The organism is Corynebacterium sp. USCH3, assembly GCF_037619475.1.
In the GTDB taxonomy this organism is placed as follows: Bacteria; Actinomycetota; Actinomycetes; order Mycobacteriales; family Mycobacteriaceae; genus Corynebacterium.
This window is the reverse complement of record NZ_JAQPZT010000003.1, coordinates 37452-51738: the sequence shown is the minus strand read 5'-3', so window position 1 is coordinate 51738 and position 14287 is coordinate 37452. Positions and strand designations below refer to the sequence as shown.

The window sequence follows — 14287 nt, the reverse complement described above, 5'->3', positions numbered from 1 at the left end:
GTGCTGGGGCAGGGGGCAACCGGAACGTCACCGGAGGCGACGTGGCCGGGCCGCGGAGGATGCGGTGCGGCAGACCGGTCAATACCAGGTCAACGGGCACCGATGATGTCGGTGATGATCCCGGCGGCCCCGCCGTCGATGAGGTCACGACCGACTGCACGGCCGAGGTCCACGGCGGCAGGCAGCCACGGCTCCCCGGGTATCTCCAGGTCGACGGAGCGCTCGCGCAGCAGCTGCCGTGACCCGTCGAGGGCGAAGACGCCGCCGCGGAGGGTCAGTGTGCCGTCCGAGTAGGAGGACCACGCCCCGACGGGTGCGGTGCAGCCGGCCTGCAGTTCAGCGAGGACGGCGCGTTCAGCGACGGCGGTGGCGTGCGAGACGGGATCGTCGAGTCCGAGGACGGCGGCGACGGCCTCCTCGTCATCCGCCCGGACCTCCACGCACAACGCACCCTGGGCGGGCGCCGGCAGGATGTCCTCCACGGACACGGTCTCGGAGGCCCGGTCGAGCACGCCGACGCGCTCGAGGCCGGCGCGTGCCAGGACCACCGCATCGAGGTCCCCGTCGGCGACCCGGCCCATGCGCGTGTCGATGTTGCCGCGCAACGGGCAGACCTCGAGGTCGGGGCGCAGGGCGCGGATCTGTGACACCCGTCGCGGGGCGCCGGTACCGATCCGGGCTCCGACGGGCAGGTCGCGCAGTGCCACCCCGTCGGTGCTGACGAGTACCTCGCGCGGGTCGACCCGCGGCGGCACGATGCTGACGAACCGGTCGTCGGGGGCGGTCGGCAGGTCCTTGAACGAGTGGACGGCGACGTCGCACTCCCCCGTGGCCAGGGCGTTGCGCAGGGTCTCGGTGAAGACCCCGACGCCGATACGGTTGACCGGGGTCTGCGCCTTCTGCGAGGCGTCGCCGGGGGTGTGGACGAAGTGGAGCTTCGCCACCCCCGCGGCGTCGGCGAACATGGCGTGCAGGACGCCGGTCAGGGCGTCGCGCACGGTACCGGCCTGGGTGCGGGCCAGGTTGCTGGCCCGCGTGCCGACGAGGAGGTTACGCGGCTCGGCAGTGTCAGTGCTCACGAGGCCTCCTCGGTGCTGCCGATCACGTCTGGGCTGTCGGCGATATCGGCGAATGCGCTCTGTGGGCCAGCGACGTCCGGGGTTCCCTGCGTCGGGGACAGGACGTTGCCGATCCGGGCCTTGCCGGCGTCGCCCGGCTCAATCGCCTGGGAGACCACCGATGTCGTGCCCGCCGGCAGGTTGAACAGGGTGGCCAACGCCTCGGCGTAGTTGACCGCCCCCTCCTGGGTGCTCAGCTTCTTGACCTGGACAGTCGGGGCGTGCAGGAGCTTGTCCACGACGCGGCGCACGGTGCGGGCGACCTCGGCGCGGTCGTCGTCGCCCATGCCCGGCGTCCGGCGCACCAGCTGACCGAGTTCGTCGTCGACGACGTCCGCGGCGCGGCGCCGAAGGGCCTTCACCGTCGGCACGACGGACTGGACTCGCACCTGCTCGAGGTACTCGGCGAGTTCGGTGGCCACGATGTCGCGGGCGGCGGACTCGTCACGGGCACCGTCGCCGGCGAGCGCGGTGAGCTCCTCGATGTTGAGCAGTCGCACGTCGGCGACACCGACGACCTCGTCGTCGATGTCGCGCGGCATCGACAGGTCGACCAGCACCATCCGGCGCTCATGGTCCGCCTGTGCCACGGCAACGTCGTCCGGCCCGAGCACGGTGCCGACGGCCCCGGTGGCGGAGACGACGAGGTCCGCGCCACGCAGGGCGTCCTGCAGACCGGGCAGGCCGACGGCGTCGGCGTCGACGCCGGCCTCCCGGGCGTGCGCCGCCAGGTTCTCCGCACGCGACACCGTCCGGTTCACCACGGTGACATGGCGGACACCCGACCGGCCGAGGTAGGTCGACGCCAGCGAGGCCATCGCCCCGGCGCCGACGACCACGGCGTCCCGTCCCGACATGTCACGGACCCCCAGCTCGGCGAGCGCGTGGTCCAGGGCGAAACTCACCATCGAGGACCCCGCCTCGTCGACACTCGTCTCGGTGTGGACCCGTTTGCCGGTGCGCAGCGCACGCTGCGAGAGGTCGTGCAGTGTCGTGCCGACCACACCGTTGTCCGAGGCCGAGGTGTAGGCGTTGCGCAGCTGGCCGATGACCTGCTGTTCGCCGACGACCATCGAGTCCAGCCCGGCGGCGACGGTGAGCATGTGCTCGGCCGCCGCGTCGGCGTAGCGGACGTACAGGTAGGGCTCGAGATCGATGGCGTCCATCTGCGCATGCGCCGCGATGGTCTCGACCACGTGGTCCAGGGCCGGGTGGAACGCCGAGGTCGCGACGTAGAACTCCATGCGGTTGCACGTCGAGAGGATCAACGCCTCGGTGACGCAGTCCCCACCGACGAGGTCGCGCTCCAGCCGGTTCAGCTCGTCCGGCGAGACGGAGGTCTTCTCGAGAACCGGCACAGGTGCCGACCGGAAAGACAACCCGACCAGGAGGACGGCTGCCGGTCCGGTGATCCCGAGTCCTGCCATGGCTGCACAGCCTCCCGCGAAATCGTCAGTGGTCACTTTTTCCGCCACGGCGTCCTGCGCCCACCGGTGACCGGTGGTCGACGCCGTCATGCGGTACCAGGTACCTACGGTATCCCCTTATGCCCCCCGATAACAAAAGCACCGGAGACCGCTGTGACCGACCCCCGGTTAAGCACCGGTTCCGCGTCGGGCCGACACCAGTGCGTCGACGAGGTCCTCGTCGTCGATCTCCCAGCACGCGATCTCCTCGTCGTCCACGAGGACGACCGGGACCCGGTCCCCGAACTCGACGGCCGACGCCCCGTCGGTGTCCACGTCGACGACCTGCAACGATGCACCGTGCTCGGCGCAGACCGGCGTGATCTGCGCGCGGACGCGGGTGCACGACCCGCATGTCGCCCTGACCATGAGTGTCACGACGGGGGCGGCGAGCACGGCGGGCGGAGTCTGCGATCCATGGTCCATGGGGGTCCAGACTAGTAGTCCCCCGCGCCGCGGTGTACTCCGGTGGGACCGCACACGACAGAGCGCGGCCCCGACGTCCGGTACAGGAGGTCGGGACCGCGCTCTGGCTCGCAGCGGCTTATTTGCCGAGTTTCCGCCGCTGGACGCGGGTACGGCGAAGCATCTTGCGGTGCTTCTTCTTCGACATGCGCTTACGACGCTTCTTGATGACAGAACCCATGGGTCCTCCCTCGTGGTTGGTCTTCGGTTAAGGATCATGCTGCTGGTCGGTTCCCGCACGGTACCCGTGGCACCGCGGGCGGACGGCAAACGGCAGGGGAACCTCACCGATCGGGACCGATCCGACACGAATGCCGACCAGTTTACCCGGCACACCGTTGCCACAGCAAAAGACCCCTCCTCTCGACCAGCTCACCGCCGGTGGAGAAAAGGGGCCCACAGGTCAGAGCGACCCGGGACCGTACCCGTCGCCGGGCACGGAGAAAAGCACTAGCCGGTCTGGCCGGCCTCGTAGATCGAGGCGCCCAGGTACTCCTCCACCGCCTGCTCATGCACACGGAAGGAGCGTCCGACCCGTACCGCCGGCAGCTCACCGGAGTGAACCAGCCGGTAGACGGTCATCTTGGACACCCGCATCAGCTCGGCGACCTCGGCGACCGTCAGGAACGTACCACTGTCATTGTTTGCCATATTTTCCAATCCTTACGACGCACGCACGCGCTGCAGGCTTCCCCTCCTGCAGAACTTCGACACGTCGGGCGCTGGCACCATCCTATCGTTATTCCTGAGAATATTGCGACGCGAATGACAAAAGATCACGGCTGACGATCCAGGAGACAGGAGACACTGGTGACACGGTTGTGACTTGAGGGACGGAGGTGACGGCGGGACGGACCCGGCACCCCCGGACGGGGGAAGCGGCACCGGCGGACATCGCCGGGCCGGGAGGGTCAGGAGTCAGTTGTCGCCGGACGGGCGACCCAGTTCCACCGAACGGTCGACACAGGCCTGCATCGCGCGGAAGAAGGCGGTCCGGAGACCGTTCTCCTCGAGGCCGCGGGTCGCCGCCGCCGTGGTCCCACCCGGGCTCGTGACGTTGGCACGCAGGTCCACCGGGTTCGTGTCACCCTGGGCCATCATCGTCGCCGCGCCCTCGATCGTGGCGACGGCGAGCTGCTGGGCGACCGGGCGGGTCAGTCCGAGCTGCACCCCCGCGTCCGTCATCGCCTCAGCGACCATGAAGATGTAGGCGGGACCGGAACCGGAGACGGCGGTGACGGCGTCGATGTCCTTCTCGGCGACCGCGACGGCCTGGCCGACGGTGGCGAAGAGCTCCTTGACCGCCTCGACCTGCTCGTCCGAGGTGAACCGTCCCCCGGCGACGGCACTCATGCCCTTACCGACGAGCATCGGGGTGTTGGGCATGACGCGCACGGCCGGCACGCCGGCGGCCAGTGCACCCTCCATGGTCGCCAGGCTGACACCCGCGGCGACGGAGACGACCACGGTCTCGGCGTCATTGCCGTCGAGGGTGGAGGAGATGTCCTCCAGGACGGAGACGACGATGTGGGGCTTGACCGCGATGACCACGAAATCCGCCTCAGAGGCGGCGGTGGCGGCATCGTCCGCACCGCTGATGCCGTACTTCTCACGGAGGAAGTCCAGTCGCTTCGCGCTCGGGTCGAAGACGACCACGTCAGGCTTGTCGGACGACGAGTCGCCGCTCACGAGGCCCGAGATGAGGGCCTCACCGATATTTCCTCCACCGATAAATGCAATACGAGTCATGCGCACCAGCGTGCCATGCGAGGGTGATCGCCGCCACCTCACCTCGCCCCCGTCCCCGTCGACCGCCCCCGCCGACCGCCCCGTCAGCCGGACGGGGAGATCAGATCGACATGATCAGCCGTGGCCCCAGGGTGATGACCAGACCCACGATAAATGCCAGGATCAGCACCAGCGTGTGCCGGTGGCGCAGCAGCGCATGGACCACGCCGACACACACCAGCGTCACGATGCCGGCCATGATCAGGACCAGAGCGGTCCCGAGCTTGTCCCACAGCAGGGTGAAGCCGAAGAAGATGACGACACCGACGACGACAGCGAGTGCGGTCTGCCCCAGCAACGCCGGCCACGAGATCGCGTCATCCTCGTACTCGATGATCTTGTCCGCGTCAGCATCCGCCTCGGCGGTGTCCCCGGTCGCGCCGGCGACAGCCGGTTCCCCCTCAGTTGCCGCGACGGCAGGACCGGCGGCGCCGTCACCATCATCAGCGACGTCAGCACCGTCATCACCGTCATCACCGTCAGCGCCGTGTTCGACGTCCGACCGGGCACCGGTCGGCTGCACACGCGGCAGCACGGTCGTCGCCGGTGCCTCGTCGCTGGCGTCAGTTTCCGTGCCGGTGCTGTCGACGACCTCCCCGTCAACCACGTCCGCGGCGACGACAGTGTCAGAGACACCGGTGCCGGCGGCGGCCTCGTCGCCGTCGTCGTCCCGGACGCCGGATGTCCCGGGGGCGACGGGTGCCGCAGGGGCACTGTCGAGGACATGCCCGCCACGGTACGGGTGGCGGTCCGCCGCCGGCGCACCGACAGAAGCGGAAGCTCCCCCAGCGGATGATGCAGCCTCAGCGGCACCAGTGACACCAGTGGCGTCAGCGCCCTCCGCGGCATCAGCACCGTCGTTGTCGATGTCCTCGTCGCTGACGACGGGGATCGAACCGGTCAGTTCGGAGACCGAGACCCCGCCGTCCTCGAGGTTGCGTCGACGCCGAGGACGGTCGGCTCGTCGAGCCCCGTCCTGGGCGTTGCGGGCCATCAGCTCCGCAACAGTCAGCTTCTCACTCATCCGTCGTTCCCATCATCGGTCATCTCCCGCCGGACCGGGCGGCGGGCACGAGACACCGCGGTGGCCGCCTCACGTTACCGACGCCCGACACACACATGCCTCAATTATCAGGTGACAGTTTACAGTTATCACGTGTACAGCCCACATCGGTGGATCAACGCTCCCGCGTATCCGGCGAGAAACGCTTATCCACCAGTGTAATTCGCCGGGGAACCCGCGTCAGTCCATCCGGTCGAAATCGACGTTCGGATCGAAATCCGCCGCGTCCGCCGCATCAGCGCGGCGCAGGATCACCCCTTCACGCAAGGCCCAGGGGCACAACTGCAGCTGCTCGATACCGAGGTGCCGCATCGTCGACTCCGCCACGAGCGCACCGGCGACCACCTGGGCCGACCGGTCCACCGAGACACCCTCGAGCTCCGCCCGGTCCGCCGCCGTCATCCGGGAGATGAACGACGTCAGCTGCCGGACGCCCGGACGCGTGAGCACCCGACGGACCCGCGGCCCCGCGGAGGACGGTGCTGCACCGGTGAGACGGGCCAGCATGCGGAAGGTCTTCGACGTCCCGACAGCCAGATCCACCGGGCCCGCCTCCTTCAGCTGCGCCACCGGGGCTTCCAACGTCTCGTCGATGTGCGCGGCCAGCGCCTTGATCTCCTTGCGACTCGGCGGATCGGTCCGGAACCAGTCATGCGTCAGACGCCCCGCCCCGAGATTCACCGACAACGCGACGTCCGGCAGCTCGTTCACCCCCACCGACATCTCCAACGACCCACCGCCGATGTCGAGGTCGCAGATTCGTCCGGCAGACCAGCCGAACCACCGCCGGACCGCGAGGAACGTCAGCTCCGCCTCCGCCGTCCCCGACAGGATCCGCAACCGGACCCCCGTCTCCTCCTCGACCTGGTCCAGCACCGCCTCGGAGTTCGTCGCCGAGCGCAGCGCCGAGGTGGCGAACGGCAGCATCTCCTCGCAGTGGAACTGCTCGGACATCTCCGCGGCGAGACCGACCCCCTTGATCAGCTTGCGGACACCTTTCGGGTTGATGGCGCCCTCGTCGTCGAGGTACTCGACGAGACGCATCGGCGTCTTCCAGTTGCTCATCGGGGTCGGCGGACCACCCGGAGCCATGTCCACCACCACGAGGTGGACCGTGTTACTTCCCACATCCAAGACACCTAGTCGCACGGTTTCCACCCTATCCGGTCTACGGTATCCACCGTGACACATTCTGTTCTTTCCGACATCACCAGCGGCTACCCGGCAGACACACCGGCCGACCTCGCGGTGCGTTCAGGGCAGGAAACCCCCGCCGACCATCCGCGCGAGTACCTGGAGTTCACCGATCCGGCGGATTCCGAGCACGTCGTGTCCGTCGATCTTACGTGGCTGCTGTCGACCTACCGGTGCAGATTCGGCACCGACGCCTGCCACGGTATCGACGCCGAACACCCTGACGTCGGCTGCTGCGTGCACGGCGCGTTCCTCACCGACGACGACGACCGCGGTGCCCTCGCCGAGATCGTCCCCCACCTGACCGACGACGACTGGCAGCTCAGACCACTGGTCATGGACGACGACGGCGGGAACGGGGACGGGGACACAGAACCCTGGCTGGTGTGGGACGAGTTGGACGGGGACGACACCGACTCCGGCGACCCCGAACCTGCGCTGAAGACCCGCGTGCACGACGGTGCCTGCGTCTTCGCCAACCGCTCCGACCACCCGGGCGGTGCAGGGTGCGCACTGCACGGCTGGGCGCTGAAGAACGACGTCGCCCTCACCGTCGCGAAACCCGAGGTGTGCTGGCAGCTGCCGCTGCGTCGTCTCGAGGACTGGGAGACCCGGCCCGACGGGGTGCAGGTGCTGCGCACCACCGTCACCGAGTACACCCGGCGCGGATGGGGCGGAGGCGGCGAAGACTTCGACTGGTACTGCACGTCCGACCCGGGGTGCCACACCGGCGGGGAGTCCCTCTGGTCCACCCACGCCGAGGAGCTGCGTGAGCTCATCGGCGCGGACGCCTACGAGGTGGTCGCCTCGCACTGCCGTCAACGCGAGGAGACCGCACGCTTCTCCCCGTCCGGATTCCCGTTGTTGTCGATCCACCCCGCCACCGCGGCCGCGGCGGCCCGGGAGAAGTGACGTCCCGGGGGTGAGTCCCGACCACCCGGTGGACCGGGTCTGCCGTCACCCCTCGAACTTGTACCCGAGCCCCCGCACGGTCACCAGCAGCGACGGGGACGAGGGAGTCTCCTCGATCTTCGAGCGCAACCTCTTCACGTGCACGTCAAGGGTCTTGGTGTCCCCGACGTAGTCGATCCCCCACACCCGGTCGATCAACTGGCCGCGGGTCAGCACCCTCCCCTCATTGCGCATCAGGTACTCCAGCAGGTCGAACTCCTTGAGCGGCAGGGACACCGTGGTCCCGTCGACCGTCACCGTGTGGCGCTCGACGTCCAACACCACCCGCGGGGTCCTGAGCACCAGACCGTCGTCGCCTTCGCCGTCGTCGACGCCGGCGTCGCCGCCGCGCCGGAGCACCGCACGGATCCGGGCGATGAGTTCCCGGGCGGAGTAGGGCTTGGTCACGTAGTCGTCCGCCCCGATCTCCAGGCCGACGACCTTGTCGATCTCGCTGTCACGGGCGGTCACCATGATCACCGGGACGGAGGACACGGCCCGCAGTTGGGTGCAGACCTCCGTCCCGGACATGCCGGGCAGCATCACGTCCAGCAGCACCAGGTCGATGCCGTGGGCGTCGAACAGGGCCAGGGCCGTGGGCCCGTCGGGGGCGGTGTACACCCCGAAACCCTCCTTCTGCAGGAGGAAGGACAACGGTTCAGCGAGTGATTCCTCGTCCTCGACGAGCAGGACGGTGGGACGGTCACTGGACATGGGGGAATCTGGTCCTCACGTAGGAACGTCGGCCGTGTGCCGGCCGGGGGCGAATGGACGAACGTTGCCGGGAGACTGCCTCCGGACGACGTCATTGTAAACTCCGGGCGCCGGTCCCGCCGGGTGAACAACCACGGCTCGCCGTCACTCCCGGTCAGGCAGGAGATCGGCGGCAGTGAAGCGTGCCTGGTCGGGCACGTTCTCCGCCGGCACCTCCGCCAGGTCGAGGACCGGGAACTCGAGGGAGAAGGTCGACCCCGTCCCCGGTTGCGACCAGAGGGAGACGTTGCCGCCGTGGTTGATCACCGTGTGTTTGACCACGGCGAGGCCCAGCCCGGTGCCGCCGGTGGCACGGGAGCGGGCCTTGTCCACGCGGAAGAACCGCTCGAAGACGCGCTGCTGCTCCTCCGGCGCGATGCCGATCCCGCGGTCGGTCACGCGGATGACCACGGAACGTCCCCGCACGGCACGGCTGATGCTGACCGGGGTGTCGTCCGGCGAGTAGTTGATGGCATTGGCAACGAGGTTGCTCACCGCGGTGACCAGGAGCTCCTCGTCCCCGGTGAGCCAGGCGCCGCCGGGGGCGTCGGTGACCAGGTCGATGTTCTCGACTTCGGCGGCGACACGCGAACGCTCCACCGCCTTCTCGATGACCCGGTCGACGCTCACCGGCTGCGGGTCCGGCAGCGACTCCGCCCCCTGCAGCTTCGACAGCCCGATCAGTTCGGAGATCATCGTGGACATCCGCCGGGTCTCGGCGTGGAGCTTCGTGCCGAAGTACTCCACGGTGTCGGGGTCGTCGCGGGCCTCCAGCATCGTCTCGACCAGCAGGGAGATCGCCCCGACGGGGGTCTTCAGCTCGTGGGAGACGTTGGCCACGAAGTCCCGTCGGGCCGCCTCCATCCGGACGCTCTCCGAGTTGTCGGTGGCGTAGACGACCACGAACCGGTCGTCGACGGCGGCGAGCCGCTGGACGGTGACCGCCACCGAGAAGACCGGCCCCACCGCCGCACTACCCGGATGCAGGACACCGTCGCGGGGCTCGCCGTCGTCGAAGACCCGCTGGGCCAGGCGGTACACCTCCGGCACCAGGTGGCGGCCCTCCACCACCCCGAGCTCGTGGACACTGCGGTTGGTGAACACCAGGTCCTCGCGCAGGTCGACGACCGCGACCCCCAGCGGCGAGGACTCCAGGGCGAAGTGCATCACCTGCGCGATCGTCGACACCCGGTTGTGCTGGGTCTCCCGTCGGATCCGTTCGTCCTCACGACGTTCCGCGCGACGCCGGGCCGCCGTCACGAGCACCGTGACGGTGATCCCGACCAGCAGGCCGACCAGAATGCCCCCGGACATCACCAGGAAGGGCGAGGTTGTCACGTCCTGACGTCCTGTCGACCGTCCGTGGCCCTACTTGCCGCCCTGTGCGGCGACAGCGGCGGCACCGGCCTCGGCGGCCTCCGGGTCGAGGTACTCGCCACCGGGGTTCAGCACCGTACCCTTGTCGTCGAAGCGGTAGACCAGCGGAATGCCGGTGGGGATGTTGAGTCCGGCGATGTCCTCGTCGGAGATCTTGTCGAGATGCTTGACCAGGGCGCGCAGCGAATTGCCGTGGGCGGCGACGACCACGGTCTCACCGGCCTCCAGACGGGGCAGGATCGAGGTCTCGTAGTAGGGGACGAAGCGCTTGACGACGTCGAGCAGGCACTCGGTCTTCGGGACCTCGGCGAGGTCGGCGTAGCGGGGGTCTCCCGACTGCGAGTACTCGGTGCCGTCCTCGAGCTCCGGCGGCGGGGTGTCGTAGCTGCGACGCCAGGCCATGAACTGGTCCTCGCCGTACTTCTCCTTGGTCTCCGCCTTGTTCAGTCCCTGCAGCGCACCGTAGTGGCGTTCGTTGAGACGCCAGTCGCGCACGACCGGGATCCAGTGCCGGTCAGCGGCGTCGAGGGCGAGGTTGGCGGTCGTGATCGCACGGCGCAGCAGCGAGGTGTATAGGACGGTGGGTTCGAGGCCGGCGTCGGCGATCATCTTCCCGCCGCGGACGGCTTCGTCCCGCCCCTGGTCGGTGAGGTCGACGTCGACCCAGCCGGTGAACTGGTTGGATGCGTTCCATTCGCTCTGCCCGTGGCGGAGGAGGATCAGTGTGCCGTGGTTGTTGTCGCTCATGGTGCCTTATTCTGCCATGATCCCGGGCGTCGCACAGGGCAGCCGCCGGGACGGAGTGCACGGGGTCCCCCGACAGAGACCCACCCCGGTCGTCTGAGTCACCGCCCAGGTCAGGAAACGGCCGATTCCTGACCTGGGCGGTGACTCAGACGACACCGGCACGCCTCACGACGGCGCCTACGACGAGGACGGAGCACTCGGCGGCACCGGCGGCACCGAACCTTCCCCGTCGGCGCGTCCTGCCCGCTCGGCGGCGCGCTCGTCCCCGTACCCGGGGCGCAGACGCTGGAACGCCTCAAGGTTACGGGTCGACTCACCGCGGTCGATCCGCCACTCCCACTCTCGCCGGATCGAGGTCTCGAAGCCGAGTTCGAGGATGTGGTTGAAGTCCCCGTCCGCCAGCTCCAGCACCTGGCCCAGGATGCGCTGGACGTCCTCGGCGGTGGTGGTGTCCGGGAACTGGCCGGCGAGGTAGATGTCGTTGTTGTTGTCGAGGGTGTAGTGCACGCCGTAGGCCTTGCGGTTGTGCTGCAGCAGCAGGCGGTAGACCTCGGCGTGGGCCTCCTCCACCGCGCGGCACACGAACGCCTCGACGCGGAACATGCCGTCCTGCGGGATGAACAGGGTGTTGGTCTTCAGGCGCCGCTCGCCGGGCAGGACGACGACGGCGACCTCGTTGGAGATCTCGTAGTCGACCTCGGCGGAGTCCAGGATGGCAGTCAGCTGCTGTAGTTCCATGGCGTCGAATCTACCCGCCGGTGACGCTCCCTGTACCGGCAACGGAACCTGCGGTACCGCTGGGGTCCCGGGACGCCAGCGAGGTCAGGGCGACGTCCGGCTCCGAACACCCGTGCGCACGCCACCGGTCGACGAGGTCACGGTACTCGGCCGTCATCCGGTCCACGGTGACGTCCCAGGAGTACGCGGCGGCATGCGAGGGGGCGACGTCCGACATGGAGTTGCGCAGGTCGTCATCGACGACCAGGGATTCCAGTGCGCGGGCCCAGTCGACCGGGTCGTGCCCGTCGACGAGCAGTCCGCTCTCCCCCTCGGTCACCGTCAACGGCAGACCACCGACACGGGCCGCGACGACCGGGGTACCGGCCGCCTGGGCCTCCAGCGCCACCAGGCCGAAGGACTCGTTGTAGCTCGGCACCGCGATGATGTCGGCGGCCTGGTACACGCTCACCAGTTCCTCGGGCGGACGCGGCGACAGGAAACGGACGTACCCCGCCACACCCAGCTCCGCGGCGAGGTCGTGGAGTTCGTCGGGGCGTTCCATCCCTGTACCGGACGGTCCGCCGCAGATGACCACCCGGATGTTCTGCTCGGGGTGACGACGGATCAGGTCGGCGGCGGCCCGCAGCAGGATGTGCGGTCCCTTGAGCATCTGCAGGCGTCCGATGAACGCGATGACCTTCGCGCGCAGCGGGATCCCCAGTTCACGTCGGGCACGCTCCGTGGCGCGGTCTGAACCCGGGGTGAACCGGTCGACGTCCACCCCGGGGGACACGACGGCGAGGTCGGCGACCTCCGCGTCGTAGGCGGCGACCAGCGCGTCCGCCTCGTCCTGGGTGTTGACGATGATGCGGTCGGCGTTGTCGACGATCTGCTGCTCGCAGATACGCCGCGACTCCGGCTCCGGGGTGTCTCCTTCCGCGAGGCCGAGGTTCTTCACCGCCGCCCAGGTGTGGGCGGTGTGTACCAGCGGGACTCCCCACAGGTCACGCAACAACCATCCGACCTGCCCGGAGAGCCAGTAGTGACTGTGGATCAGGTCGTAGTGCCCGGCCCCGGTGCGGTCGGGGGCGGCCTGCTCGCGCCCCGCCTCCCTCCTCACGAAGGAGAGTACCGACCCGGTGAAGGCGGCGAGCTGTGTCGGCAAGGACTCCTTCGGCAACCCCTCGAACGGTCCGGCGATGCAGTTGATGACCCGCAGCCCCGGTGCGACGTCGACGACCTCCCCCTGGGAGGCGCGGGTGGCACGGGTGAACACGTCCACCTCGACCCCGTGGGAGGCGAGGTGCTCGGCGACGTTACGGACGTAGACGTTCATCCCCCCGGCATCCCCGATTCCGGGTTGCTCCAGCGGGGAGGTGTGCATGGAGATCATGGCGACGCGCATAGCGTCCCAGATTACGCGCCGGGTGTCACTCCCCGTCGAGCGTGACCCCGATCCACACCGGTTCGGGGACCAGGTCGACTCCGAAGGCGTCGCGGACCCCGTCGCGCACGGCACGTGCCAGCTCGACGATGTCCGCTGAGGTGGCCGACCCCCGGTTGGTCAACGCCAGGGTGTGCTTGCTCGACAGTCCCGCCCGGTCGTTTCCGGGGACGTGCCATCCCCGGGCGAACCCGGCGCGCTCGATGAGCCACGCCGCGGACAGCTTCTCCCTCCCGTCGCCGCCGGCGAACCGTGGCATCGCCGCGGCGTCCTGCGCGCCCCGCGTCGAGGTGACGGTGCGCTGCACCTCGTCTGCCACGGTACCCTCGACGACGGGGTTGGTGAAGAACGAGCCGGCCGACCAGGTGTCGTGGTCATCGGCGTCGAGAACCATGCCCTTGCCCCGTCGCAGCTCCAGGACCATGTCGCGGACCTCTGCGACGGGGCGTCGGACGTCGCCGCCCTGCCCGGCGTCATCAGCCGCGACGCCGAGGCGTCGGGCGAGTTCCCCGAAGCGCAGTGGGGCACTCAGACCATCCGTGGACAGCTGGAACTCCACGGCGGTGACGACCGCCCGCGAGGTGAACTTCAGGTTGGAGTACCGGTACGCCAGGTCCAGGGACTCCGGGGACACCCAGGACGTCGTGGCCGTCGGCCGGTCGAACAACTGGACGCGGTGCAGTGTCTGGGACACCTCCGCACCGTACGCACCGACGTTCTGCACCGGTGTCGCACCGACGGAGCCGGGGATCCCCGAGAGGCATTCCAGTCCGCCGAGCCCGGCGGCGACCGTGGCGGCGACGAGATCGTCCCAGACCACCCCGGCGAAGGCCCGGACCACGCCGGTGTCCCTGTCGATCTCCACCTGGCCGCCGTCATCGCCTCCCCGGTCACTGCCGTCGAGGACGACGGCGACGAGCCCGGAGACATCGTCACCGACCACGAGGTTGGATCCGCCCCCCACGACCAGCAGGGGAACGTCCTCCTGATCCAGGGCGCCGACGACCTCCGCGACCGCCTCCGCGGAATGGCACGACAGCGCCACCGCGGGCGAGCCCCCCACCCGCAGGGTCGTCATCTCGGCGAAGCTCCTCGGGGAGGTCTCAACGTCGCTGCGGGTCAGGAGACCAGGGACGATTGCGGAGGTCGAAGCAATTGTTCGCGAACGGAATCTAAAATCAGGACACTGCACACTTATGAT

The 14287-nt window shown here is 69.0% G+C and carries 15 protein-coding genes; 1 reads left to right on the top strand and 14 read right to left on the bottom strand.

Annotation, left to right across the window (positions count from 1 at the left end; all coding sequences use genetic code 11):
* Window positions 1–89 precede the first annotated feature (89 nt).
* The 8 genes from hemC to PQI66_RS06360 form a co-directional block, all read right to left on the bottom strand.
* A complete protein-coding gene (hemC, locus tag PQI66_RS06395) occupies window positions 90–1079 on the bottom strand; it encodes a hydroxymethylbilane synthase (RefSeq protein ID WP_339996880.1) in 990 nt (329 codons plus the stop codon).
* On the bottom strand, window positions 1076–2545 hold the full coding sequence (locus PQI66_RS06390; protein ID WP_339997651.1) for a glutamyl-tRNA reductase: 1470 nt from the start codon (window positions 2543–2545) through the stop codon (window positions 1076–1078). The genes hemC and PQI66_RS06390 overlap by 4 nt, the downstream gene beginning before the upstream one ends.
* A gap of 168 nt (window positions 2546–2713) precedes the next feature.
* The gene (locus PQI66_RS06385) at window positions 2714–3010 is read right to left on the bottom strand and encodes a glutaredoxin family protein (RefSeq protein WP_339996878.1); all 297 of its coding nucleotides are present in this window, start codon (window positions 3008–3010) and stop codon (window positions 2714–2716) included.
* A 118-nt stretch (window positions 3011–3128) separates the two neighbouring features.
* Window positions 3129–3230: a 30S ribosomal protein bS22 gene (locus tag PQI66_RS06380; protein WP_003855542.1), complete on the bottom strand. Its 102-nt coding sequence runs from the start codon at window positions 3228–3230 to the stop codon at window positions 3129–3131.
* A gap of 269 nt (window positions 3231–3499) precedes the next feature.
* Window positions 3500–3700, bottom strand: coding sequence for a helix-turn-helix domain-containing protein (locus tag PQI66_RS06375; protein WP_038546114.1), 201 nt, complete (start codon window positions 3698–3700; stop codon window positions 3500–3502).
* A 267-nt stretch (window positions 3701–3967) separates the two neighbouring features.
* Entirely contained in the window at window positions 3968–4798 is an 831-nt protein-coding gene (gene proC, locus PQI66_RS06370) for a pyrroline-5-carboxylate reductase (RefSeq protein ID WP_339996875.1), read from the bottom strand.
* 100 nt (window positions 4799–4898) lie between these two features.
* A complete protein-coding gene (locus tag PQI66_RS06365; protein ID WP_339996873.1) occupies window positions 4899–5861 on the bottom strand; it encodes a hypothetical protein in 963 nt (320 codons plus the stop codon).
* A 219-nt stretch (window positions 5862–6080) separates the two neighbouring features.
* Entirely contained in the window at window positions 6081–7049 is a 969-nt protein-coding gene (locus PQI66_RS06360) for a Ppx/GppA phosphatase family protein (RefSeq protein WP_339996872.1), read from the bottom strand.
* Between the two features lie 33 nt (window positions 7050–7082).
* Here PQI66_RS06360 and PQI66_RS06355 point away from each other — a divergent pair, with 33 nt between their 5' ends.
* On the top strand, window positions 7083–8006 hold the full coding sequence (locus PQI66_RS06355; protein WP_339996871.1) for a hypothetical protein: 924 nt from the start codon (window positions 7083–7085) through the stop codon (window positions 8004–8006).
* A gap of 45 nt (window positions 8007–8051) precedes the next feature.
* Here PQI66_RS06355 and PQI66_RS06350 read toward each other — a convergent pair whose 3' ends face one another.
* The 6 genes from PQI66_RS06350 to PQI66_RS06325 all read right to left on the bottom strand — a co-directional run bounded on the left by PQI66_RS06350 (window position 8052) and on the right by PQI66_RS06325 (window position 14224).
* Window positions 8052–8759: a response regulator transcription factor gene (locus tag PQI66_RS06350; protein WP_339996869.1), complete on the bottom strand. Its 708-nt coding sequence runs from the start codon at window positions 8757–8759 to the stop codon at window positions 8052–8054.
* Between the two features lie 144 nt (window positions 8760–8903).
* Complete coding sequence (locus PQI66_RS06345) at window positions 8904–10136, bottom strand: sensor histidine kinase (protein WP_339996868.1); 1233 nt, start codon at window positions 10134–10136, stop codon at window positions 8904–8906.
* A 30-nt stretch (window positions 10137–10166) separates the two neighbouring features.
* The gene (locus tag PQI66_RS06340; protein ID WP_339996867.1) at window positions 10167–10922 is read right to left on the bottom strand and encodes a phosphoglyceromutase; all 756 of its coding nucleotides are present in this window, start codon (window positions 10920–10922) and stop codon (window positions 10167–10169) included.
* A gap of 177 nt (window positions 10923–11099) precedes the next feature.
* A complete protein-coding gene (locus PQI66_RS06335; protein WP_339996866.1) occupies window positions 11100–11660 on the bottom strand; it encodes a YbjN domain-containing protein in 561 nt (186 codons plus the stop codon).
* 10 nt (window positions 11661–11670) lie between these two features.
* Window positions 11671–13047, bottom strand: coding sequence for a D-inositol-3-phosphate glycosyltransferase (gene mshA / locus PQI66_RS06330; RefSeq protein WP_339996864.1), 1377 nt, complete (start codon window positions 13045–13047; stop codon window positions 11671–11673).
* A 25-nt stretch (window positions 13048–13072) separates the two neighbouring features.
* Complete coding sequence (locus PQI66_RS06325; protein ID WP_339997649.1) at window positions 13073–14224, bottom strand: UDP-N-acetylmuramate dehydrogenase; 1152 nt, start codon at window positions 14222–14224, stop codon at window positions 13073–13075.
* Window positions 14225–14287 lie beyond the last annotated feature (63 nt).